The 22,075-nt window shown below is 57.4% G+C and carries 23 protein-coding genes; 5 read left to right on the top strand and 18 right to left on the bottom strand.

The genetic code is table 11. The features are described from left to right. Positions 1-80: 80 nt before the first annotated feature. A complete protein-coding gene (locus AACZ19_RS08810) occupies positions 81-977 on the bottom strand; it encodes a LysR family transcriptional regulator (RefSeq protein ID WP_339633054.1) in 897 nt (298 codons plus the stop codon). 388 nt (positions 978-1,365) lie between these two features. Here AACZ19_RS08810 and AACZ19_RS08805 point away from each other — a divergent pair, with 388 nt between their 5' ends. Then, positions 1,366-1,914 carry a GNAT family N-acetyltransferase gene (locus AACZ19_RS08805; protein WP_339633052.1) on the top strand — a complete coding sequence of 183 codons (549 nt, stop codon included), beginning with the start codon at positions 1,366-1,368 and terminating at the stop codon, positions 1,912-1,914. A 44-nt stretch (positions 1,915-1,958) separates the two neighbouring features. On the opposite strand, the gene AACZ19_RS08800 is transcribed toward AACZ19_RS08805, so the two are convergent. The 6 genes from AACZ19_RS08800 to AACZ19_RS08775 all read right to left on the bottom strand — a co-directional run bounded on the left by AACZ19_RS08800 (position 1,959) and on the right by AACZ19_RS08775 (position 8,084). Beyond that, complete coding sequence (locus tag AACZ19_RS08800) at positions 1,959-2,579, bottom strand: pyridoxamine 5'-phosphate oxidase family protein (protein WP_339633050.1); 621 nt, start codon at positions 2,577-2,579, stop codon at positions 1,959-1,961. 117 nt (positions 2,580-2,696) lie between these two features. Continuing rightward, positions 2,697-3,344, bottom strand: coding sequence for an HAD family phosphatase (locus AACZ19_RS08795; RefSeq protein WP_339633048.1), 648 nt, complete (start codon positions 3,342-3,344; stop codon positions 2,697-2,699). Further along, positions 3,345-4,364 (bottom strand): DNA polymerase III subunit delta, encoded by a 1,020-nt coding sequence (holA, locus tag AACZ19_RS08790; RefSeq protein ID WP_339633046.1) that lies wholly within the window; start codon positions 4,362-4,364, stop codon positions 3,345-3,347. It lies immediately after the preceding gene. Between the two features lie 4 nt (positions 4,365-4,368). Continuing rightward, positions 4,369-4,869, bottom strand: a complete 501-nt coding sequence (lptE, locus tag AACZ19_RS08785; protein WP_339633044.1) for an LPS assembly lipoprotein LptE — start codon at positions 4,867-4,869, stop codon at positions 4,369-4,371. Then, complete coding sequence (gene leuS / locus AACZ19_RS08780; RefSeq protein ID WP_339633042.1) at positions 4,856-7,414, bottom strand: leucine--tRNA ligase; 2,559 nt, start codon at positions 7,412-7,414, stop codon at positions 4,856-4,858. Before leuS ends, lptE begins: the two co-directional genes overlap by 14 nt. 121 nt (positions 7,415-7,535) lie before the next feature. Then, positions 7,536-8,084, bottom strand: a complete 549-nt coding sequence (locus tag AACZ19_RS08775; protein ID WP_339633039.1) for a DUF3576 domain-containing protein — start codon at positions 8,082-8,084, stop codon at positions 7,536-7,538. 337 nt (positions 8,085-8,421) lie between these two features. Between AACZ19_RS08775 and AACZ19_RS08770 the strand changes: the two genes are divergently transcribed. From AACZ19_RS08770 to AACZ19_RS08760, 3 genes are all read left to right on the top strand, one after another. Further along, positions 8,422-9,510 carry a porin gene (locus tag AACZ19_RS08770; RefSeq protein ID WP_339633037.1) on the top strand — a complete coding sequence of 363 codons (1,089 nt, stop codon included), beginning with the start codon at positions 8,422-8,424 and terminating at the stop codon, positions 9,508-9,510. Positions 9,511-9,627: 117 nt separating this feature from the next. Beyond that, positions 9,628-10,467 (top strand): sulfotransferase domain-containing protein, encoded by an 840-nt coding sequence (locus tag AACZ19_RS08765; RefSeq protein WP_293962105.1) that lies wholly within the window; start codon positions 9,628-9,630, stop codon positions 10,465-10,467. 101 nt (positions 10,468-10,568) lie between these two features. After that, the gene (locus AACZ19_RS08760; protein WP_339633032.1) at positions 10,569-11,264 is read left to right on the top strand and encodes a YggS family pyridoxal phosphate-dependent enzyme; all 696 of its coding nucleotides are present in this window, start codon (positions 10,569-10,571) and stop codon (positions 11,262-11,264) included. 2 nt (positions 11,265-11,266) lie between these two features. On the opposite strand, the gene AACZ19_RS08755 is transcribed toward AACZ19_RS08760, so the two are convergent. The 3 genes from AACZ19_RS08755 to ribA form a co-directional block, all read right to left on the bottom strand. After that, complete coding sequence (locus AACZ19_RS08755) at positions 11,267-11,779, bottom strand: L,D-transpeptidase family protein (protein ID WP_339633030.1); 513 nt, start codon at positions 11,777-11,779, stop codon at positions 11,267-11,269. 51 nt (positions 11,780-11,830) lie between these two features. Continuing rightward, positions 11,831-12,646, bottom strand: coding sequence for a hypothetical protein (locus tag AACZ19_RS08750; RefSeq protein ID WP_339633028.1), 816 nt, complete (start codon positions 12,644-12,646; stop codon positions 11,831-11,833). Between the two features lie 121 nt (positions 12,647-12,767). Then, complete coding sequence (gene ribA / locus AACZ19_RS08745; RefSeq protein ID WP_339633026.1) at positions 12,768-13,889, bottom strand: GTP cyclohydrolase II; 1,122 nt, start codon at positions 13,887-13,889, stop codon at positions 12,768-12,770. Between the two features lie 292 nt (positions 13,890-14,181). On the opposite strand from ribA, the gene AACZ19_RS08740 reads away from it, so the two are divergent. Then, a complete protein-coding gene (locus tag AACZ19_RS08740) occupies positions 14,182-14,871 on the top strand; it encodes a response regulator transcription factor (protein WP_339633024.1) in 690 nt (229 codons plus the stop codon). Between the two features lie 9 nt (positions 14,872-14,880). Here AACZ19_RS08740 and AACZ19_RS08735 read toward each other — a convergent pair whose 3' ends face one another. The 8 genes from AACZ19_RS08735 to AACZ19_RS08700 all read right to left on the bottom strand — a co-directional run bounded on the left by AACZ19_RS08735 (position 14,881) and on the right by AACZ19_RS08700 (position 22,028). Then, complete coding sequence (locus AACZ19_RS08735; RefSeq protein WP_339633022.1) at positions 14,881-16,182, bottom strand: folylpolyglutamate synthase/dihydrofolate synthase family protein; 1,302 nt, start codon at positions 16,180-16,182, stop codon at positions 14,881-14,883. Between the two features lie 12 nt (positions 16,183-16,194). Next, positions 16,195-17,148 (bottom strand): acetyl-CoA carboxylase, carboxyltransferase subunit beta, encoded by a 954-nt coding sequence (gene accD / locus AACZ19_RS08730; RefSeq protein WP_339633020.1) that lies wholly within the window; start codon positions 17,146-17,148, stop codon positions 16,195-16,197. Between the two features lie 12 nt (positions 17,149-17,160). Then, complete coding sequence (gene trpA, locus AACZ19_RS08725; protein WP_339633018.1) at positions 17,161-17,979, bottom strand: tryptophan synthase subunit alpha; 819 nt, start codon at positions 17,977-17,979, stop codon at positions 17,161-17,163. Continuing rightward, positions 17,976-19,187, bottom strand: coding sequence for a tryptophan synthase subunit beta (trpB, locus tag AACZ19_RS08720; RefSeq protein ID WP_339633016.1), 1,212 nt, complete (start codon positions 19,185-19,187; stop codon positions 17,976-17,978). Before trpB ends, trpA begins: the two co-directional genes overlap by 4 nt. A gap of 13 nt (positions 19,188-19,200) precedes the next feature. Further along, positions 19,201-19,866 carry a phosphoribosylanthranilate isomerase gene (locus AACZ19_RS08715; protein ID WP_339633014.1) on the bottom strand — a complete coding sequence of 222 codons (666 nt, stop codon included), beginning with the start codon at positions 19,864-19,866 and terminating at the stop codon, positions 19,201-19,203. Beyond that, the gene (pyrF, locus tag AACZ19_RS08710) at positions 19,867-20,577 is read right to left on the bottom strand and encodes an orotidine-5'-phosphate decarboxylase (RefSeq protein WP_339633012.1); all 711 of its coding nucleotides are present in this window, start codon (positions 20,575-20,577) and stop codon (positions 19,867-19,869) included. It lies immediately after the preceding gene. A gap of 106 nt (positions 20,578-20,683) precedes the next feature. Continuing rightward, positions 20,684-21,628, bottom strand: coding sequence for an ornithine cyclodeaminase family protein (locus tag AACZ19_RS08705; protein ID WP_339633010.1), 945 nt, complete (start codon positions 21,626-21,628; stop codon positions 20,684-20,686). Positions 21,629-21,647: 19 nt separating this feature from the next. Next, a complete protein-coding gene (locus AACZ19_RS08700) occupies positions 21,648-22,028 on the bottom strand; it encodes a lipopolysaccharide assembly protein LapA domain-containing protein (RefSeq protein ID WP_339633008.1) in 381 nt (126 codons plus the stop codon). Between the last annotated feature and the right edge of the window lie 47 nt (positions 22,029-22,075).

The raw sequence follows: 22,075 nt of genomic DNA, 5'->3' as shown, positions 1-22,075 counted from the left end.
TAAGAATAATCAGAATATAAAAACAATTCTAAAGATATTCTTAAAACGTGATAGCGAAATACGGATGCTCGCGGCGCGCCTCAATGGGGGAGGGGGCGGAAATGTTCGACGAGATAGTCGATAAAGACCCGGACCTTGGGGGAGAGGTTGCGTTTGTCGGAATAGACGGCGAAGATATCGGTGGCTTTTTCCTCATACTCCGGCAGCAGCGTGATGAGGCGGCCTGCGGCGATGTCCGGATCCACGAGATAGGAGGACAGCTGCGCAATACCGAGCCCGGCGAGGGTCGCGTGATAGACCGCATCGGCGCTGTTGGCGTCGAAATTGCCGGTCGCGGCGAAGGTCCAGGTTTCCTCCCCTTTGCGAAAATGCCAGTCATTCCAGTTCGCGACCGTTGAAATCCTGAGGCAGTTGTGATCTTTAAGATCATCCGGTGTTTGCGGCGCGCCATGCGCCTCGAGGTAGGCTGGGGAGGCGCAGAGATGGCGCTTGCTGCTGGACAGCTTGCAGGCAACGAGAGACGTATCGGTTATCTGCTCGGGAAAGCGAATGGCCAGATCATAGTCGGAGTCGGAGAGATCAATTTGCCGGTCCGTCAGCTCCAGCGCGACCGTCACTTCCGGGAAACTGGCGGTAAAGGCGGGCATCAGTGGCATCAGGCAGGCCTTGCCGAACGCCACCGTCGCCGCGATACGCAAATTTCCCTGCGGCCGGCCGCTGAAGGATTGCGCCAGCTCCTCGGCGCGGGTTACCCCCGCAGAAATCTCGGCACAGCGCTCATAGAATGTCCGCCCTTCCAATGTCGTTGAAATATGCCGGGTGGACCGGTTCAGGAGCCGAACGCCCAGCCGGTCTTCCAGCTGGCTTATCTGTTTGCTGACGGCCGAGGGGGTCAGGCCAAGGGCGCGTGCCGTGGCTGAAAAGCTGCCATGATCCACGACATTCGCGAAAAGGATCATCTGGCTGGCGATATCCATGGGACCTGTGTCTCCATCTTTTCCTGCCGGGCAAAACAGTTTTGACCAGTCAGGCCATTATCGAATGGTGCAGTGCCGTATATATTGTTGCAATGCAGCATAAATATGGCTGCTGTAAATGTCTTTCGCAAGCGTAAAAAGGAAATTTCGATGAATGACTTGTTAAACGAGAACAATTCAGGAGTTCTATCCCTTGCGGACATAGATCGTTGCGTCCGGGAGGGCCGCCGACTTCGGGCTGAGGAAATTCTGAGGTTGATGGGGCGCGCTAACGCGTTGGTCCGCAAATTCTTTTCCATGCTTTACCGGGGAATGAAAATCACCGGAAAGTGGATGACAGCTTGGTTAGAAGCATCCACCCTGCGTCATCAACAGACGAGGCTCCATTATGACTGAGCCGTTAAACGCCGCCGGACTGAAAAGCCTGCCGGGCTATATCCCGCCCTTGTGCCGGGAACTTCGTCCGGCGGAGCATGGTCTGTTATTGCCGCATTTACAACGGCTTGGCCCGGACAGTCTGAGACTGCGTTTCGGATCACCGGTCTCACTCCATACAGTAACGCATTATTGCCGGAACGAAGGGCGGCCCCTGCCGATCATTTGCGGCGCGTTTCTGGGGTTTGACCTTCGCGGTGTTGTCGAGCTCAGGTTCGCAAGCGGCGTTTCGCCCACAGAGGCGGAGCTCGCCATCAGTGTCGAGGATGATTGGCAGCAGATCGGCATCGGAACAGAGCTGATGACCCTCGCGCTTCGATGTGCGCGTGACAGTCATATAGATGCTCTGGCGGTAAACTTCGTGCCCAATAACATGGCCATCCGCCGGCTTGCCCAGAAGTTCGGCGCAGGTTTCTCCCACCAGGCTGGCTTGGTGAAAGGGGTTTTTCCCCTAATCAAGCCGGGTTATGCGGTTATCGCCGGGTCCAAGAGACCGCAATAGCTCTCGTCTGGTGACCCCCGCCCGCCGCTCAACCTGTCATCTCTCTAATAGAGGGAAGATTGTTGGCGGGCGGGGAGCTCGGCGTCGTATTTCTCGGCTTCGAAGTCCGGTTTGGCGCCGCGTGTCATCTGCCCCGCCGTCGGCACGTCGCCGCAGGCGCGAAACGCGGTGGGATCCCAAAGCTTTGAGCGTTTGAGCGCGCGGGCACATTGAAAATACACCGCGTCAATTTCCACCAGAATGACCGAGAGCGGCGTCGTGGCGCCAACGCTAAAGCTTTGAATTAATTCGGATTCTGTCGTTATGGTCGCCCGGCCGTTGATGCGAAGCGTCTCCTCGATCCCCGGAATGAGGAAGAGGAGCGCGACTCGCGGATCATGAAGAATGTTCCGCAAGCTATCGAGGCGGTTATTCCCCCGCCGGTCCGGAATGGCGATATGCCGGTCATCGAGAATGCGGAAAAGCTGCCCCGCCGCATCCCCCCGGGGCGAGCAATCAAGCCCGCCGGGCCCGCTGCTCGCCAGGGCAAAAAACGGCGCCTCCTCGATCCAGCGTCGATATTCCGGCGTAAGAGACGGCGTCTCCTTCGCCAGTGAGTTGGGATTAACGCCACCATACAGCGCCTCAAGCGCCTCGATGGTGGTGATTTTGCTGGATTTCGGCATTTGTTGTACCTGATATGTTATTTGTCGGGGGCAAACATGTTTATTTAGGGCCTTAGTATCCCACAGAGAACCACAGGATTATGACATAATCCTGCGATTTTCTCGAACAGCTCTTCTTTACAACGCCAGCAGCTGTTCTAACTCCCGCATTTCCTTGAAAACCCGCGCGCCGGTGGCAGCGAGGTCGGCGCCGTCGTGATGAGGGGCGTAGCCGTAGCAGGGGATGCCGGCGCGGGCCGCGCCGGTTGCGCCGAGAACGCTATCCTCGATCACCACGGCGCGAGCCGCTTCCACATTGAAGGCGGTGAGCGCGGCCTGAAACAGCGCTGGATCGGGTTTCGAAGTTTTGAGCGTATGGGCGGAGAACATTGCGCCCCGAAACCGCGGGAGCAAGTCTGTCTGGCCAAGGGTAATCGCCATCTTCTCCTCGCTCCCGTTGGAGGCGACACAAAAGGGAATGCCAGCCGCCTCCAGCCGGTCGAGGATTTCGGAAATGCCGTTCACCGCGTCCACACCCCGTTTCAATGCTTCGAATTCCTCGGCATAGACGGCGGCGATCCAGCCCTCGGGGAGGGTCGCGCCGAGACGGATTGCCTCCTGCTCGACACTGACCATGCTCCAGCCGGTAAACATCCCGATGCAGTCTTCCGTTGAGAGCAGCAAGCCATGGCGCGTCAGGTTTTCCGCCAGAACCGCGTTGGAGACCGGTTCCGTATCCACAAGGACGCCGTCACAATCGAAAATAACGAGATCCGGCCGTTTCATCTATCTTTTCCGGTTGGCCATGGCGATGCGCATCAGGGCCCGGCGGCAGATGGCCTCCTCTGGATACCCCGTTGTCTTGCATTTGATTTCCGCCTCCATTGTGATGTCGAGACAGATGGCCATATGGCGGCTCGATTTGCCGGAAATCTGCACGGCGGCCTTTTTCTGGTTGAAATAGGCAATACCTGCCTTGCGGATGGCATCCTCGCTTCGCTGACCGGCATCGCGGAGGGCGGCGGCCTTATGCAGCTGTTTCAATTGCCCCTGAATCATGCGGAGGAAGCCGATGGGGCTTTCGCCCGCGGAAAACGCCTTGTTGAGCTGCCTCTCCAGGGCGTCGAGATTACCCAGAAGCGCCGCATCCATGATATCGAAGATATTCTGCGCCGAGGAATCCCCGATATTGGCGCGCACATCCTCCAACGTCATGGGATCGGTGCGTCCGCGCATATAGAGCACCAGCTTGTCCAGCTCCTGACGGGAAATGGCACGATCACTCCCCAGATTTTCCCGAAGATAATCAATGACTTCCCGCGGCGGATCGATGTTTGCGGCGCCGAGAACCTCGCGGATCAGGCTGAGAATGTCCTGCGATTTGTCATGGGCGCAATGCGTCACGGCGCCATGGGGGGCCTTGTTGATCATCTTGACAAGGGCGCTGTCCTTTCGGATGTCGCCCGCCTCGATCACCAGAAGGCTGTCCGGCAGGTCCTGCTCCGTCAGCGGCTCCAGATAGTCTTTCGAATTATTGTTCGCCCCGCGCAGGCGCACCACCCGCTCTCCCCCCATCATGGAAATGGCCGTGACCTCATCCATCAGGCGGGCGGGGTCTGCGGACAGCTCAGACGCCTGGATGTCGATAAAACGGAAGGGATCTTCAAGGCTGTCCACCACACTCAGGCAGAGGGAGCGGGAGAGTTCCCGCACGAGGCCTTCATCGGGGCCGAAAAACAGGAAAATCCGGACTTTCGGATCGCGGGACTTGAGGAAAGCGGGCAATCTGCTACTGGCCAGTTCCACCGGCTCAACGCCCTGAGAAGTAGACAGAAAGCTGCTGGTTTATCTGTTTGGCGGCGACAAGGGCGGCGCGCTTTTCCGCGTTCTTTGCCGCCGACAGGTTCGCAAATTCCGACTGCACCACATTGTAGGAGGCGATGTTCTGCGTTGATCCGGTATAAAGGACCTCCTGCGCCGCAATATTGACCAGAGAGAATTTGCTGGTCAGGGTCAGGTTAAAGCGGGTTTTCGTGTCGTCACTCTGGATCGCGAGGCCTTCGGCGCGGGTTTCCGTGGTGACCTTCAGCCGATAGACCGGCTCTTTCGGGATCCCGCGTGGATTGGCAAGGTCGAGAAGTTCATTGCGCAGGATCTGACCGATGCGTCCCGGCATCGGTTCGATATATGTTTGCGCCAGCTTTTCCTGAACATCGGCATTGCGGGTTGCGCTGCCGTAGAGCGGCTGGAACCCGCAGGCCACCGCGAGACTCATGATCAGAAAAACAAGACTTACCCTAAATAACGACATTGACGATCCGGTTCGGGACAACGATGACTTTGCGAATGGCATTTTCGCCGATCGCATTCTGGACTGATTTCTGCGCGAGCGCAATTTCTTCCACTTTCGCCGCCTCCTCATCAAGTGCAACCTCAATGGTGGCGCGCAGCTTGCCCTTTACCTGAACGGCCATGGTGACCCTGTCTTCCACAGTCAGTGCCGGGTCCGCTTTCGGCCAGGGCGTGTCCACCAGCATGGTGTCATGACCCAGAATCTGCCAAAGCTCTTCCGCTAGGTGGGGCATCATCGGCGCGATCAGCTTGACGATCGTCTCCATGCTTTCGCGCAGCGCCCATTTCACATCGGCACTGTCTTCAAACTTGACCTCCCCGAGCGCTTTCATGAATTCATAGATACGGGCGATGGCGTTATTGAAATGCAGATCCTCGATATTCTGGGTGACCTGGGCGACCGTTTTATGGGCGATCTTTCGAAGGCCCAAGGCGGCATCGGAAAATTCAGCCGGCTCCGGTGCGTCCGTCGCCGCAGCCATGTCGAGATTCTCCGAAATATAACGATGCAGGCGCTGGACAAAGCGCCAGGCGCCCGTCGCGCCCGCGTCGGTCCATTCCATGTCGCGATCGGGCGGGCTGTCGGAGAGCACATACCAGCGGGCGGCGTCGGCGCCGAATTTCTCGATAATCGCGCCGGGATCAACGACGTTCTTTTTCGATTTCGACATCTTCTCAACGCCACCGATGGTGACAGGCTTGCCGGTGGCGAGCTCGATCAGGTCTCCGGCGTCGTTATGGTCCACCTCGTCCGGCAGTAACCATTCGCCGCTTGTGGATTTATAGGTCTCGTGGGTGACCATGCCCTGCGTGAACAGCCCGGCAAAGGGTTCCTTCACATCGGACCAGCCGGTTTCCATCATGCCGCGGGAATAAAAGCGCGAATACAGCAGATGCAGGATCGCATGCTCGATCCCGCCGATATACTGATCGACGGGCAGCCAATAATCGACTTTTTCCCGGTCTACCGGTACGTCGGCGCGCGGGGAACAGAAGCGCGCGAAATACCAGGAACTATCGACGAAAGTATCCATGGTGTCGGTTTCGCGTGTCGCCTCCCCGCCGCATTTCGGGCATGTGACATGTTTCCATGTCGGATGATGATCGAGCGGATTGCCCGGTTTGTCGAAAGTGACGTCCTCGGGCAGGGTGACGGGAAGGTTTTCCTCCGCCTCTGCGACCGTGCCGCATTTGTCGCAATGAATCATCGGGATCGGGCAGCCCCAGTAGCGCTGACGCGAAAGGCCCCAGTCCCGCAAGCGGTAATTGATCTTTTCCGTGCCCTTGCCGATGGCTTCAAGCCGCCGGATTACCTCGGCTTTCGCGGCCTCGACCTCCATGCCGTTCAGGAAATCCGAATTGATGATCTTGCCGGGGCCGGTATAGGCCTCGGTGCCGATTTCGGGGTCTTTCCCCTCAGGCGCAACGACAGGGGTGACTTCCAAGCCATATTTCCGAGCGAAATCAAGGTCGCGCTGGTCATGAGCCGGACAGCCGAAGATCGCGCCGGTGCCATAATCCATCAGGACGAAGTTGGCGACATAGATCGGCAGGGTTTTTCCCTCAATAAAGGGATGTGCAACTTTCAGGCCCGTATCCACGCCCTTTTTCTCCGCTTTTTCAATGGCTTCCTCGCTCGTGCCCATCTGGTGACACTCGGCGACGAAGGCCGCGACTTTTGCATCATCCTTCGCGAGACGCTGGGTCAGCGGATGATCGGCGGACACCGCCATGAAACTCGCTCCGAAAAGCGTGTCGGGGCGCGTGGTATAGATATTGAGGGGCTCGTTCTCGCCGATAATGTCGAAGGCGACATGCGCACCCTGGCTACGGCCGATCCAGTTCTGCTGCATCAGGCGGACGCGATCGGGCCAGCGATCGAGGGTGTCAAGCGCGTCCAGCAGTTCCTCGCTATAGTCGGAAATGCGGAACATCCATTGATCAAGCTTGCGTTTCTCGACCACGGCGCCAGAGCGCCAGCCCTTGCCGTCGATCACCTGCTCATTGGCCAGCACGGTCATGTCGATAGGGTCCCAGTTGACCCAGCTTTCCTTGCGGTAGACGAGGCCTTTTTTAAAGAAATCGAGGAAGAGCTTCTGCTGATGCCCGTAATAGCCGGGATGACAGGTGGCGATTTCCTTGCTCCAGTCGAGGGAAAGGCCCATGCCCTTCAGCTCATCGCGCATATGGGCGATATTGGCATAGGTCCATTCCGCGGGATGCACGCCCTTGTCACGGGCGGCATTTTCCGCAGGCAGCCCGAACGCGTCCCAGCCCATCGGATGCAGCACATTGAAGCCTTGCGCCTTTTTATAACGGGCGACCACATCGCCCATGGTGTAGTTGCGCACATGGCCGATATGGATACGGCCGGACGGGTAGGGGAACATCTCCAGCACATAATATTTCGGTTTGGCCGGATCGGCCTCCACTTCGAAACTCTTATGTTCGGCCCAGCCGGCCTGCCATTTGGCTTCTACTTCTTTTGCATTATAGCGGGACATAGCCTGTTTCCCGTTCCATCCTGGTCATCATGTCATAAAAGAGGGGCGATCCGTGTTCGCCCGTGGGTCGTTAAAAGCGGCGTGTCCCTTAAAATTCAGTACAAGACCGGACCTTATAAGGTTATTCGCCTTCGCGCGCTACCCTGAGGCCACGGGCTCTCGATAGAATGGCATTTTCAAGGTCTGCCGTTACCTTCGGTGCGAGCGGGACGGCAATCCACTGGTTCGCTGTATCCAGGTTCTGTTTGAACGCCGTCACCCTGATCCCGTCCGCGCGCAGGCGCCGGTCAAGGATGTAGACGGTCACCTTGAAGCGCTCATTCGGGGAATCGGGGGAGGAATACCAGTCCGTTATGATCACGCCGCCAAACGGATCCGCCGATGAAAGCGGCATAAAGGAGAGGGTATCGAGAGACGCGCGCCAGAGATAGGCGTTGACGCCGAGACCCCCGCCGCCGCCGCCAAGGCCATCCTGAAGGTCCTTCTCATCACCGCCAAAAAGACCGCCCTTGCCGAAGATCGTGTCATCCGGCGCATTTCCCGTCTGATAGACCTGACCGCGACTTGAGGTCGGAAAGGTCGAATTCGAACTCATATCAGATTCACACCCCGCCAGCAAAAGCGCCAGGCAGCATCCGCCCGCCAGTGCAAATTTTCCTCGTCGTGTCATATCTGTCAAAACCCTCATGTTTCTTGGCTACTAGACGCTTGAAATTGGGCAAAATCAAGAACGGTGAGTTTATGCCAGCTTTCTTGCCCCGACAACAGCAGAAATTAAGGGAGTTGCCTTCTTTTCGGGATTCGGGCCCGCGCCCCGCAAATCCGCAGTGCGGCAGAAATGTGACTTTTTAAGCACAGTCCGGTAATTTTGGTAAAAACGCCATCGTCTTGCGCTTGACCGGGAGGCCATTAACCTTCTTTACTCCGTCTTGACTAACGGGCCAACCGGCCTTGCGTCTGTATTTTAATCTAGTTCTCTAGCTTGTGATGAGCAGAGGGGAGACAAAATGAAAAAAGCAATCTTGGGTACAACAGCGCTTGTCGCAGTTGGTGCATTGGCTGCATCACCTGCTTTGGCCGCTGAAAAAATCAAACTTAATGTTGGCGGCTATATGCAATCCACATACTTCTATCAGGATTCAGATGAGCCGGCTGGCACGCCGAGCCGTACTTCTGACCGTGTAACGCAGGAAGGTGAAATCCACTTCAAGGGTTCCACTACTCTGGACAACGGTATCCAGTTCGGTGTTGAGGTTCAGCTCGAAGCCTATACAAATGCCGACCAGCTTGACGAAACCTTCATCTTTATTGAAGGTTCCTTCGGTCGCGTTCTGATCGGTTCAGAAGACAGTGCTGCATACCTGATGCATTACGCCAGTCCGTCACCGGTTCCGATGTATGGCGCGGATTCGCCCAACATTTGGCCGACGGGTCAGGTGAACACCACCCGTCCGAACCTGTTCGGATTCCGGGACGTGGACAAGATTACCTATTTCACACCGCGTTTCGCCGGCTTCCAGTTGGGTGGTTCTTATGTTCCCGATGGAACCTCTGAAACGGGTTCCCTTGGAAATGGCCAGTATTCGGCCCCGAACCCCAAAGCCGGTCTTGATCGCAGTTGGTCAGCTGCGGCCAACTATGTCAACAAATTTGGTGCTGTTGACGTAGCGTTCTCCGCAGGTTATCAGGAGGGGAAAGTTTTTGGTGCTGCTGAAGATATGAGCGAATACTCTTTTGGTACTTCTATTGGCGTTGCAGGCTTCACAATCGGTGGTGGTTATAAACAGGTAAAGGACATAGCCGGTATTTCTGATAATGACAGCAAGGTATGGTCCGCAGGTCTGAAATACGGCATGGGTCCATGGGCAGTTGGTGTTCAGTACGCCAAGACGACTTTCGATCAGCTTCAGACTGTTGGTACGGGCACTCTTGATGATCAGGATACCTGGATCATCGGTGGTCAGTACACACTCGGCCCCGGAATCACGGCCTTCGGTGGTGTGCAGATGGACGACAACAACCTGACTGCAAGCTCGTCAACTCGTATGGCTGGCGAGACGAATACGTTCTTCGTTGGTACAGCTCTCTCCTTCTAATCTGAAGGTTTGTAAGACTGAGGAGGGCAGGTTTCCTGCCCTCCTTTTTTATTGCCCATCCATAGTCAGCTGATTATTTTGTCCACAGAAATTTTAATTCAGAAAAGCGATAACACTATGGGCGGGATTATCTGGCTGGCGTCATATCCGAAATCGGGAAACACCTGGGTGCGGACGTTTCTGCATAACCTGCTGCTCAATGCCAACCGGCCGGCGGACCTCAATGAGCTGACCAAATTCACCATCGGCGATGGTAACAAGGCCTGGTACGAACAGGTGACCGGAAAGCCGTTCGACAGCTTTTCCGATGAGGAGGTCGCCGCGCTGGTCCCCCGGGTTCATCAGGCCTATGCCCGCACACGCCCGGATTCGGTTTTTGTTAAAACCCATAACTGGCTCGGTACGGCGCATGGCGTGCCCCTGATCACGCCGGATTTCACGGCGGGCGCCGTTTACATCGTGCGAAATCCGCTGGATGTAGTGATTTCCCTCTCCGATCATTATGGCATGCCGATTGACCAGGGCGTGGAGATGATGACGGATGTCGAGGCCTATAGCGCCGAGACGGACCGCAAGCTTCCGGATTATCTCAGTTCCTGGTCCAACCATGTGACCTCCTGGCAGGCAATGGAGAAATCGCGGCGGCATATCATGCGCTATGAGGATATGCTCTACAAACCGGAACAGACCTTTGGGGCGCTTGCGAAATTCCTCGGCCTGAAACCCCCGAAGGAACGGCTTCGCCGGGCGATCAAGTTTTCCTCCTTCGATGCGTCGCGCAAGCAGGAGGACGAGAAAGGCTTTAACGAACGATCCGACAAGGCCGAGAAATTTTTCCGTGTGGGCAAGGCGGGGCAATGGAAGACGACCCTGACCCCGGACCAGATCGAGAAAATCGTCACCGCCCATCGGGATGTGATGAAGGAATTCAAATATCTGCCGCCCGGATACAAGTGAATTTTTACAAAAAATTAACCATAAAACCGGCTGAAATGCAGAAATCAGGCTCTTATATATCACAAAATGCCTGTTTTTAGAGTTTAAGGGAAAATTCGCCAATGACCAGCGACGCTTCGGACATAGACCGCGATATCGCCGCAAATTTTGAGGAAATCCGCGCCCGGATCGATAAGGCAGCAAAAAAGTGGGAACGCAATCCGGGCGATATCGACCTCATCGCCGTCAGCAAGCGGCATCCGGCTGCCGCCGTAGAGGCTGCCTTGCGTCTCGGCCACCGGCAGTTCGGTGAAAATCGCGTGCAGGAAGCGCAGGAGAAATGGCCGGACTTCCGCGCGCAGTACCCGAATGTGGAGTTACGCCTGATCGGCCCGTTGCAGACCAACAAGGCAAAGGACGCCGTGGCGCTTTTTGATATTATTGAGACGGTCGATCGACCTAAACTCGCGCGAATCCTCGCCAAGGAGATGGCCTCGGCGGATCGGTCATTGCCGGTGTATATTCAGGTGAATACGGGCAAGGAGCCGCAGAAAGCCGGCGTTTTCCCCGAAGATGCCGATGCGTTCATTACGGACTGCCGGGACAACCTTGGCCTCGACGTTATCGGCTTGATGTGCATTCCGCCACTGGAGGAGCAACCGGCCCCGCATTTTGCCCTGCTTGCGAAAATTGCGGCGCGGAACGGGCTTGAACGCCTCAGCATGGGAATGAGCGCGGATTTTGAAACGGCGGTGCAGTTCGGCGCAACCTCTGTGCGGGTGGGAACGGCCCTTTTCGGAAGCCGCGCCGACAAATAACCCTACGCTGCTATGATGCGGATTGCGGTGTTGTCCTCAATCGCCGCGAGCAGTGTCAACAGATCGGTTTTTTCAAGGGCAACACAGCCCTCCGTCGGGCCGTAGTCCTGCCGCGCGACATGCATGAAAATGCAGCTTCCGGCGCCCTTGACGACGGGATTATCATTATGGCCGAGGACGACAACAAGATCATACAGCTCATCCTCCCGCCAGAGGGTTTCATGGCGTGCATCAAACGGCAGGCGGACGGGGCGGTTATAGGCTTCATGATCCGGATCATCGCACCAGCCGTCATTGCGGTCGATTTCTTGCGCAGGAAGGATGGTTTGGGGTTTTGCACCCCTGTCGGCGCGATATAAAAGCTTTCGAAGGGCAAAACGCCCCGACGGGCTCGCATGATCGCCTTCGTGCTTGTCAGCTGCAACCCCGCCTTTGCCGAGGGCGCAGTCAAATGTCAGATCTTTATAGGACAGAAGGCCGCGCGATCCGTCCTGTTGCGTTACATAGATATCCATTCCGCAAGTTTAATGCAGTCGCATCCGGCTGTCATGCCCTTGATTGCGGTCTTAAGGAGAGGGATTGTCGTTTATCTGTCGATACCCTGCAGTGGCGGGCCGGCTATTTTCCATAGCGTCAGCGGTTTTTTGATAAGCGCTACTCGCCTGCTGGGCGGCTATCGCCTTTTCCGGCGGTGTGGCGAGCCGGAAACTCTGAAAGACGGCGTGAAGCTGCTCTTCCGTCAGCTCCTGAGTTTGCAGGGCCTTGGCCTTTTCCACATTCTGCAGAAGGTCGGGTTTCTCGCCCTTCCATTCCAGACCGATCGGGGTTGTCATTGTCCGGGGAGCCTCATTCACCGCTTCCGGCTCTGGTAGCGGCGCCTGCATTACGGGAGCGATCGCCGTTGGCGCCATGACGCCAGGCGTTGTTTCTTCTGCTTTGGCAGGGGCGGCCATTGCGTCCCCGTCAGGGGCGGCGGCAATCATCTCGGCCGGAGCAGCCTCGTCGTCATCGGAGAAAAGCGCCAGCATATGCCCGCCGATATCGTGACCGGTCGCATCCTCAATCGCGGAGTTGATAAAAGAGGCGGCAAGGCCGATGCCACCACCGAAAATGGTGCCGCCAATCATGCGCGCGCCCGGGCTAAGCTCATCACCTGTAATTTCCCGGTAGAGGGAAGAGATACCCGGTATATGCTGAAGCGGGTTGATGATGTCGAGAAAATCATCAAAACCGAAGCCATCCTCGCCAAAGCCGCCTTCGTCGGCGACCTTGTTGCCCGCCTCGTCCAGTTTTTCCGCCGGAACATATTGGGCGACCGGGCTGTTCGGCAGGTCCCGATCAAGATAGGCATAGGGGTTGTTGGTTACAGCATTTGTCAGCATTCATCTCTCCTTGCCTGTAGTATTTAGCAAGGAGCGTGCCAGTCTGGGCGAGAGAAATCGCCGGAATTCGCACTATATATCAACAGCAACCGGCAAATACTGCCGCTTATGCCGTTATTTCCTACAAATAATGCCCACTGCGCTTTTTCTTGGTGGCGAGATACAGCTCGTTATGGGTGTTGGAGGGGAATTTGTGCGCCACCCGTTCCGTCACGGCAATACCATGGCGTTCAAGGCCCTCAACCTTTTCCGGGTTATTGGTCATCAGCCGGACGTTTCGGAAGCCCAGAAGCTTGAGCATTTCGGCGGCGGGCTGGAACACCCGTTCATCCGCATCAAAACCGAGCCGCTCATTGGCGTCAATGGTATCGAAGCCCTGCTCCTGCAGTTTGTAGGCGCGAAGCTTGTTGATCAGGCCGATACCGCGGCCTTCCTGTGCGAGATACAAGAGGACGCCGCCACCTTCTTCCCCGATGGCCTTGAGCGCGCCGCGCAGCTGTTCCCCGCAATCGCATTTGAGGGAGCCAATGAGATCACCGGTAAAACATTCCGAATGGAGCCGTGTGAGAACAGGATCGCGCGCGCTCGGTGTGCCGACGACGATTGCCAGATGTTCGATTCCGCCATCCTTCGGGCGGAACGCATGGAATGTACAATTTTCCGCCGCCTGCAACGGCACTTTGGCGGAGGCGACACGCTTGAGCTGCAGGGCAGCGACTTCTTCGAAGGCAAGAATATCGTCCAGGCTGACGACGGAGAGATCAAAATCATTTTGCAAATCGGTCACTTTCGCAGGTGAGAGCGGCGCGGCGAGAACCGAGGGCAGCAACCGGCCGAGCTTGGCAAGCTTGATGGCGGCAGGGATTGTGGGCGGCACGCTTTCCTTTATGCGCGTAAAGGGCCCCCGAAATGGCTGGTCCAGGTCATGGACAGCGTCGGCCAGCGCCCGCATCAGCGGGGCATCCATCCAGTCCTCGATCACCACGCGCACAGCGTCGTCTCCGGTCGGCTGGATATGCAGGACATTGGCACGATGGGCGGTCAGGGCCAGAACCGGTGTTGCGCCGCTGCGCTCGGCAAGCGTTTCAAGTTCCGCATCAAACGCCATTTCCGTTGCGAGAACGAGCGAGGTTTCCTCCGGACCTGTGACGATGATGCTCAACCCCCGGCGTAAATCCGCGATAGCGCGGTCAACGGCCCGCAGCCGCCTGAGATCGGTTTCATTCTTGTTGTTGCTGCTCATATACCTGATTTCCGGTGCGGACAAAAAGCGATGTTGCAAGATTATTAGCAGGCATGAGTGGATGGCCGCAAATGTAATATTATCACAATCGTCATAGGGAGAACGTTTTTCTGTCCTGTTCGTGAATTTTGGGGCGCTTCCGTGATCGCGGCGATCAATGTGCTTCACATTCGCGTGAAAAAGGGGGCCTTTGACCCGTCCTTGCCCTTGAATGCCCCCTTATGCTACCAATTTTTAGCATGGCAGGGTAAGGTCAGCATACGGCCGAAAACAGTAATCAGGGTGGAACAAGATGACGAGCGGCAAAAAGATTCTTCTGGTCGATGATGATAACAGCCTGCGGGAAACGCTGGCGGAACAGCTTGATCTGCATGAGGAATTCCTGACACATCAGGCGGAAACCGCCTGTGATGCGCTGAAAATGGTCAAGAACAGCCATTTCGACCTGATCCTGCTGGATGTCGGGTTGCCGGACATGGACGGGCGCGAAGCCTGTAAATTGATCCGGAAGTCCGGGAACAAGGCGCCGATCATCATGCTGACGGCCCAGGACAGCGACAGCGACCAGATTCTCGGCCTTGAATCCGGGGCCAATGATTATGTGGCGAAACCGTTTCGCATTGGGGTGCTGCTGGCCCGTATCCGCGCCCAACTTCGCCAGCATGAACAGAGCGAAGATGCGGTTTTTACCATCGGCCCCTACAGCTTTCGCCCGGCGGGCAAGCTGATGCTGCATAAGGAGTCGGGCCAGAAGGTCCGCCTGACCGAGAAGGAAACCTCCATCCTCAAATATCTCTATCGCGCCGGCAACAAGGTGGTGACCCGCGATATCTTGCTTAATGAGGTCTGGGGATATAACGCCGGGGTGACGACCCACACGCTGGAAACCCATATCTATCGGCTGCGCCAGAAAATCGAGACGGAACCGTCGGACGCGAAAATCCTCATCACGGAGCCGGGCGGCTATCGCCTTGTGCCGTAAAGCCCTGTTTCAGCCGTTGTCCCGGAGCACCTGACCGGCCAGATAGAGGCTTCCCGTGATCAGTAGTCGGGACGGCTTTTCTGCGAGATCGGGCGCCAAAGCCTCCACTGCTGCCATCATGGATGGCATTTCCCTCGCCGCCAGGCCGCCCGCCCGGGCAAGCGCGGCAAGGTCCTCCGCCGAGGTGCTCGCGGCCTCACCCGGGATGGCGATGCAATGCCCTTTTTCAACAATCCCGGCAAGCCGGGCGAAATAGGATTTCTGATCCTTGGTATTCAGCATCCCGGCAATCAGGTAAGTCGGCTTCGGGTCGCGCTCGTTCCAATCGGTAAAGCTGGCGGCAATCTGTTCCGCCGCCGCCGGGTTATGGCCACCGTCAAGCCAGACGTCCACATGCCCCGGCAGCGCGTCGACAATCGGGCCTCTGTTTAACCGTTGCATTCGCGCGGGCCATTCGACGGTTTGCAACCCTTTCGCAATGGCGGCGTCTGAGACCGTAAATCCGCCAAGCTGGTCGAGGCAGGCCACGGCCGTTGCGGCATTCTCAATCTGGTACAGGCCATGAAGCGAGGGAGCGGTAAAGCGGCGCGCGCCACTTGCGCCCCGATACTCCCAGCCATCAGCGGTTCTGCGGCAAGACCATTCCCTGTCATATATATAAGGTTGAGAGCCAAGCTTTTCTGCGGTTTTCTGCAAGACCTCAAGGGCAACGGGATCTTGCGGGCCGATAATAACCGGCACATCCGGCTTGATAATCCCGGCCTTTTCCCCGGCAATTCCGGCAAGATCGGTCCCGAGAAACTCCGCATGATCATGAGAGATCGGCGTGATTGCCGTAAGCGCCGGGCGTGCCACCACATTGGTGGCGTCATAGCGCCCGCCGAGCCCGGTCTCGAGTAGGAGAATATCGCCGGGTGTCTCGGCAAAGGCCTTGAAGGCGGCGATGGTGGTAATCTCGAAATAAGTGATGGGGGTGTCGCCATTCGCCTTTTCACAGTCGAGGAGAAGATCGCTTAAAGAGTCTTCCTCGATGATCTTTCCGGCAAGACGAATGCGTTCGGCAAAACGGACGAGATGCGGGGACGTATAGACATGAACGCGATAGCCCGCGGCCTCCAGCATCGCACGAAGATTGGCGAGAAGGGAGCCCTTGCCATTGGTGCCCGCCACATGGATGACAGGAGGCAGGCGCTGCTCCGGATGATCGAGCTTCGCAAGCAGCGGCAGCATCCGGTCAAGGGTGAGGTCGATGACCTTCGGATGCAAGGTCATCATCCTCGCCAGAATCCGGTCGCTGTTACTCCCGGTCATGGCAGGGTCAGGCTATTTAATGTTGGAGACAGTATTTTTGCCCGTCTCCGCCTTCTTGCCTGTTACGGTCTTATCGGCGGGTTTTTTACCGCTTTCCTTGATTGCGGGCGGCAGTTTCAGCTTGCTGGCGAGCAGTTCGACGACGCGGGTCAAGGTTTCGCGCATGTCCCGGCGATGAACCACCATGTCGAGCATGCCATGCTCCAGCAGGAATTCCGCGCGCTGGAACCCGTCGGGCAGGGTTTCGCGAATTGTCTCCTCGATCACCCGCGGTCCGGCAAAACAGATCAGCGCACCGGGCTCGGCAATCTGGATATCGCCCAGCATCGCATAGGAGGCCGTCACCCCGCCCGTTGTCGGATCGGTGAGAACGACGATAAAGGGGAGGCGATGTTCCTTCAGGCGCTGGATCGCGACCGTGGTGCGCGGCATCTGCATGAGGGAGAGAATTCCCTCCTGCATGCGGGCGCCCCCGGCGGCAGAGAAGAGGATCAGCGGGGCTTTCTGCAAAATCGCAAGCTTGGAGGCAGAGACGATGGCCTCTCCCACGGCGAGGCCAAGGGAGCCGCCCATGAAATCGAAATTCTGCACAGCTATGACCGCGGGATTGCCGCCCATCTTGCCATGGGCGACCTTCATGGCGTCACTATCGCCGGTTTTATGGCGCGCATCCTTCAGCCGCTCCGTATAGCGCTTGGAATCGCGAAATTTCAGTGGATCTACCGGCACTTCGGGCAGCTCGATCAGGTCGTATTTTGATCCATCGAAGAGGGCCTCGAACCGTTCCTGGGGCGAGATCCGCATATGGTAGTCACAATGGTTACAGACGTTCTGGTTGGCTTGCAGGTCGTTATGGAACAGCATCTGGCCGCAATCGGGGCATTTTACCCAGAGATTGTCGGGCGTGTCCTGTTTCGTGGTCAACTGCCGGAATTTCGGCAGGACCTTGTTCGTCAACCAGTTCATAATCCTGTCCTGTTACGTCTTTTTTACGCTCCGGATGCCCGCCGAAATCTCGCGGGCGAGGCCGAGTACCCGTTTTACCGCATCTTTATCATCCCTGCCAAGAGCGACCTGCTCGACAAGGGCGGTGCCCACCACCGCGCCTTCGGCAATTTTCGCAATTTCCGCCGCCTGCTCCCCGGTTCTGAGACCGAATCCCACGGCGATCGGCAGATCCGTCGTTTTGCGTATCCGGGCGAGGGCCTTTGCTACGTCACTTGGCTTTGGTGCCGCGGCGCCTGTCGTTCCGGCAATGGACACATAGTAAAGGAAGCCGGATGAATTGGCGAGAACCTTCGGCAGACGCTTGTCATCTGTCGTCGGCGTTGCCAGGCGGATGAAGTTAAGACCGGCGTCCCGGGCCGGGAGACAGAGCTCGCTATCCTCCTCGGACGGGAGATCGACAACGATCAACCCGTCAACCCCGGCAGCCGTTGCATCAATGAGGAATTGGTCAACGCCATAGTTATAAATCGGATTGTAATAGCCCATCAGTACGATCGGTGTGTCGTTATCGCCCTCACGAAACTCGGAAATCAGTTTCAGGGTCTTTTTGAGGGTCGTGCCGGAGGCAAGCGCGCGCAAGCCAGCCTTCTGGATTGCCGGGCCATCGGCCATCGGGTCGGTAAAGGGCAGGCCCACCTCGATAATATCTGCCCCGGCAGCGGGCAGTCCTTTCACGATTTCGAGGGCGGTCTCGTAATTCGGGTCCCCGGCCATGACATAGGTGACAAAGGCGGCGCGCCCCTCGGCCTTCAAGGCCGTGAAACGACGGTCAATACGGGTTTCGCTCACAACTCAACTCCCAACGCATCGGCAACAGTGAAAATATCCTTGTCGCCACGACCGGAGAGGTTGACGACGATGAGATGATCCTCTGGCAGGCCGGGCGCGAGTTTTTCAAGATAGGCAAGCGCATGGGCGCTCTCCAGCGCCGGGATAATTCCTTCCAGCTTGCAGCAGAGCTGGAACGCATCGAGCGCCTCCTGATCCGTTGCATTGACATATTTGACCCGCCCGACGTCATTGAGCCAGGAATGCTCCGGACCGATCCCGGGGTAATCAAGACCGGCGGAAATGGAATGCGCCTCCAGTATCTGTCCGTCGTCATCCTGCAACAGATAGGTCCGGTTGCCATGGAGAACGCCCGGCCGCCCGCCTTTCAGCGACGCGGCATGTTTGTCGGTGTCGATCCCGTGGCCGGCTGCCTCAACGCCGATAATACTGACTTTCTCGTCATCGAGGAACGGATGGAACAGGCCCATGGCGTTCGATCCACCGCCGATGCAGGCAAGCAGGGTGTCGGGAAGGCGTCCTTCCGTGGCCATGATCTGACGGCGGGTTTCCTCGCCGATCACGCATTGAAAATCACGGACAAGCTCCGGATACGGGTGCGGTCCCGCGACCGTGCCGATAATATAGAAGGTATCGTCCACATTCGTGACCCAGTCGCGCAGCGCCTCGTTCATGGCGTCTTTCAGGGTGCGCGCGCCGGACTTCACCGGGATAACCTCCGCACCCAGCAGCTTCATGCGGAAAACATTGGGTTTCTGCCGCTCGATATCCGTCTCACCCATATAGATCGCGCATTTGAGACCGAAACGCGCGGCGACAGTAGCCGTGGCGACACCATGCTGGCCCGCGCCGGTCTCCGCGATGATGCGTTTCTTGCCCATGCGCCGGGCGAGCAGGATCTGCCCCATGCAGTTGTTGATCTTGTGCGCGCCGGTATGGTTCAGATCCTCCCGCTTGAGGTAGATTTTCGCGCCGCCGTAATGCTCGGTCAGCCGCTCAGCGAAATAGAGCGGGGATTCGCGCCCGACGAAATTCTTCAAAAGACCTGAAAGCTCTTCGGCGAACTCCGGATCTTTTTTCGAGGCTTCATAGGCGGCATCCAGTTCCAGGATAAGCGGCATCAATGTCTCGGCGACGAATTGCCCGCCGAAAATGCCGAAATGGCCCGTTTCATCCGGCCCGGTGCGATAGCTGTTCAGTTTCGACATGGTTTTCTACGTTTCAGCCTGTTTTCTGTGTTTCGATAGCGCGTGTTGCCATCAGGAATGCCTCTATCGCCGCGGGATCTTTACATCCCGGCTGGAACTCGACGCCCGAGGAGGTGTCGACGATATGTGCGCCGGATACACGGACCGCTTCGGCGATGTTCTCCAATTTCAGCCCACCTGCCAGCATCCAGGGGCTTTTGATCTTTGTGTTTGCCAGTAATTTCCAGTCGAAGGCGAGGCCATTGCCGCCCGGGAGCGCATTCTTCATGGCTTTAGGCTCTTTCGCGTCAAAAAGTAACATATCCGCAACCCTCTCATAAGATGATGCGGTCGCAATCGACGCGGCACTGTCGATCTTGATAGCCTTCATCACGGGAAGATTGAATGCCTGTTTGATGTCGCGCACCCGTTCCGGCGTTTCCGATCCATGAAGCTGTATCCAATCCAATGATACGGCATCCAGCACATTGCGGATCAGCTCATCAACGGGATCGACAAAAAGCCCGACCTTCTGAACGGTTTTGGGGATATCTGCCGCAAGTTCCGCGGCCTTTTCCGGTGAAACATTGCGCGGGCTGGGTGGATAGAAGACAAAGCCGACGAAGGCTGCGCCATTTTCGACGGCGGCGGCAACGGCCGCGGCGTCATTCAACCCGCATATTTTCGCAGCAACAGTCATCTAGGCGGCCAGGTCCCCGACAATCGTACTGACGGCGGCGGCGGGGTCTGCAGCGCCAGTAATGGGGCGGCCGATCACCAGATAGCTCGCGCCGTCGGTCATGGCCTCGACCGGGGTTTTCACTCGCTTCTGATCGCCATGATCGCTGCCGAGCGGACGGATGCCGGGGACGACCAGCTTGAAGTCCGGGCCGCAAACGCGACGAAGGGCCTGAATTTCGCGCGGGGAACAGATAACCCCGTCGGCGCCGTTCTTTTGCGCAAGCTCGGCAAGACGCAGGACCTGTTCTTCGGCAGGGCTATCCACACCAACGGCTTTCAGATCGGCATCATCCATGCTGGTCAGTACCGTAACGCCAAGGATCAGGGGACGTTCTTCGCCAAACTCGGCGGAAGCATCGGCCGCCGCGCGGATCATGGCCGGGCCGCCGCTTGCATGAATAGTCAGCATCGTCGGCTTGATGAATTTCGCCGCCGCGCGCACGCCACCGGCAACGGTGTTGGGAATATCGTGGAACTTGAGATCGAGAAACAGCGGCGTTGCCTCTCCCGCGACCGCCATCACGCCCTGCGGGCCATGGGAGGTGAAGAACTCCTTGCCCAGCTTGATCCCGCCGGAGATCGGAGCGATTGTGCGTCCAAGAGCTATGGCCGCCTCCAGATCAGTCGTATCGATGGCGGTGAAAACGGCATTTTGCGGCGTCTGTCTCATGTCCATACATCCTGTTTTCTGAGATATAGGTGAAATCTGCCGCGATAATAGAGGCTTTCGTCAAAATGAAAAGCGATAGACGCAGAAAATGACATGATTTTCACAGCTATTTCTGACCAGTTGCCTCATAGGCAAGGATTGCAGCGGCAAGATCCTCCAGCGCGGCCCCGGTCGACTTGAATAGCGTGATTTCCTCGCTACTGCTGCGCCCCGGGTGGCGGTTGCGGCAGAGGTCATAGAGATCGGCCTTGAGATCCTGCTCCGTGATCGCACCCGCCTTCATGGCAAGGACGATATCCCCGGCCTCGTTCAGGCCGCCTTCGCGCGTATCCACGAAGACATTGGCGATCCGGATGGCGGCATCATCGGTTTCGCGCATGGTCGGGGTAAAGGCGCCGACAAGATCGACATGGACGCCCGGTTTCAGCCAGTCCCCATGGATGAGAGGTTCGGTGGATAGCGTGGCGCAGGAAATAATGTTAGTCGTTGCGGCAGCAGCCTCCAGATCGGTCACTGCGTTTGCCTGAAATCCTTCGCGCGCCAGCTCCTCGGCGAGGCGTTCTGCTTTTTCGGCGCGATGGTTCCAGATGGAGACCTCTTTTATCGGGCGGACGGCGGCATGGGCGCGCACGAGACACGGCGCCATGGCGCCAGCACCGACCATCAGCAATTTGCTCGCCTCTTTCCGCGCGAGGAAGGAGGCCGCGAGCGCAGAGGCGGAGGCCGTGCGGCGGGTTGTCAACTCGCCAGCGTTCATAAAGGCGAGGGCTTGCCCATCCACCGCATCAAACAATTGGTACGTACCCTGGACCGACGGCAGGCCCCGGCTTCCGTTTTCCGGCATCACTGTCACGGTTTTAAGGCCGAGATATTTTCCCGACTGCCATGCGGGCATGATCAGCAGGGTGCCTTTTTTCTCATTGTCCGGGTCCAGCGAATGATGGTGACGGAGCGGCTGGGTACAGCCGGAAGTGAACATCTTACGCAAGGCGTCGATCAGCGCAGGGTAAGCGAGGGCGGCCGATATTTCGGAGTTTTCGATGATCCGCATCTGGAAACCTTTTCCTGGCCTAATGGCCCGCCTGGTGTTCGATCTGGTGCTTTTCCGCAATCGGGGGCGTCAGGGCGTCAGGCGCCGGGCCACGGATGTTGCGGGCTCTTGCTTCTTCAAGATCGCGGGTCAGCGCCATGTTCTTGCCTTTCAGCTCCTCCACCTCGCGTTTGTGAAGCCGGTTCTCGTGGCGCACCGGATGGCCCCGCAGCCAGGTGACGATGGATCCTGTCAGGAGGCCGATGAAAGCGGCGGCCAGCAACAGGGCGTAGAGCGGCAGGTCAAAGGCGAAGGGGAGCGGATCGAGCGAAAACACGACCAGTTCGCTATTGGCGATACTGAGGGCGGCGATCGCAAGAGCGATGACAAGGAACACAATCCAGAAAATAAACTTCAGCATGAACAGCCTTCTGGTTCAGATATGGGTTTCTGACAGACTACCGGTTT

It is taken from the genome of uncultured Sneathiella sp., assembly GCF_963973085.1.
Classification (GTDB): domain Bacteria; phylum Pseudomonadota; class Alphaproteobacteria; order Sneathiellales; family Sneathiellaceae; genus Sneathiella.
The sequence above is the reverse complement of the archived record's forward strand: the minus strand, read 5'-3'. Positions and strand labels throughout refer to the sequence as shown.

Bases quoted from the DNA above. Each gene is read 5' to 3' on its own strand.
- AACZ19_RS08810 (WP_339633054.1), bottom strand. From the start codon at position 977: ATGGATATCGCCAGCCAGATGATCCTTTTCGCGAATGTCGTGGATCAT.
- AACZ19_RS08805 (WP_339633052.1), top strand. From the start codon at position 1,366: ATGACTGAGCCGTTAAACGCCGCCGGACTGAAAAGCCTGCCGGGCTAT.
- AACZ19_RS08800 (WP_339633050.1), bottom strand. From the start codon at position 2,579: ATGCCGAAATCCAGCAAAATCACCACCATCGAGGCGCTTGAGGCGCTG.
- AACZ19_RS08795 (WP_339633048.1), bottom strand. From the start codon at position 3,344: ATGAAACGGCCGGATCTCGTTATTTTCGATTGTGACGGCGTCCTTGTG.
- lptE (WP_339633044.1), bottom strand. From the start codon at position 4,869: ATGTCGTTATTTAGGGTAAGTCTTGTTTTTCTGATCATGAGTCTCGCG.
- leuS (WP_339633042.1), bottom strand. From the start codon at position 7,414: ATGTCCCGCTATAATGCAAAAGAAGTAGAAGCCAAATGGCAGGCCGGC.
- AACZ19_RS08775 (WP_339633039.1), bottom strand. From the start codon at position 8,084: ATGACACGACGAGGAAAATTTGCACTGGCGGGCGGATGCTGCCTGGCG.
- AACZ19_RS08770 (WP_339633037.1), top strand. From the start codon at position 8,422: ATGAAAAAAGCAATCTTGGGTACAACAGCGCTTGTCGCAGTTGGTGCA.
- AACZ19_RS08765 (WP_293962105.1), top strand. From the start codon at position 9,628: ATGGGCGGGATTATCTGGCTGGCGTCATATCCGAAATCGGGAAACACC.
- AACZ19_RS08760 (WP_339633032.1), top strand. From the start codon at position 10,569: ATGACCAGCGACGCTTCGGACATAGACCGCGATATCGCCGCAAATTTT.
- AACZ19_RS08755 (WP_339633030.1), bottom strand. From the start codon at position 11,779: ATGGATATCTATGTAACGCAACAGGACGGATCGCGCGGCCTTCTGTCC.
- AACZ19_RS08750 (WP_339633028.1), bottom strand. From the start codon at position 12,646: ATGCTGACAAATGCTGTAACCAACAACCCCTATGCCTATCTTGATCGG.
- ribA (WP_339633026.1), bottom strand. From the start codon at position 13,889: ATGAGCAGCAACAACAAGAATGAAACCGATCTCAGGCGGCTGCGGGCC.
- AACZ19_RS08740 (WP_339633024.1), top strand. From the start codon at position 14,182: ATGACGAGCGGCAAAAAGATTCTTCTGGTCGATGATGATAACAGCCTG.
- AACZ19_RS08735 (WP_339633022.1), bottom strand. From the start codon at position 16,182: ATGACCGGGAGTAACAGCGACCGGATTCTGGCGAGGATGATGACCTTG.
- accD (WP_339633020.1), bottom strand. From the start codon at position 17,148: ATGAACTGGTTGACGAACAAGGTCCTGCCGAAATTCCGGCAGTTGACC.
- trpB (WP_339633016.1), bottom strand. From the start codon at position 19,187: ATGTCGAAACTGAACAGCTATCGCACCGGGCCGGATGAAACGGGCCAT.
- AACZ19_RS08715 (WP_339633014.1), bottom strand. From the start codon at position 19,866: ATGACTGTTGCTGCGAAAATATGCGGGTTGAATGACGCCGCGGCCGTT.
- pyrF (WP_339633012.1), bottom strand. From the start codon at position 20,577: ATGAGACAGACGCCGCAAAATGCCGTTTTCACCGCCATCGATACGACT.
- AACZ19_RS08705 (WP_339633010.1), bottom strand. From the start codon at position 21,628: ATGCGGATCATCGAAAACTCCGAAATATCGGCCGCCCTCGCTTACCCT.
- AACZ19_RS08700 (WP_339633008.1), bottom strand. From the start codon at position 22,028: ATGCTGAAGTTTATTTTCTGGATTGTGTTCCTTGTCATCGCTCTTGCG.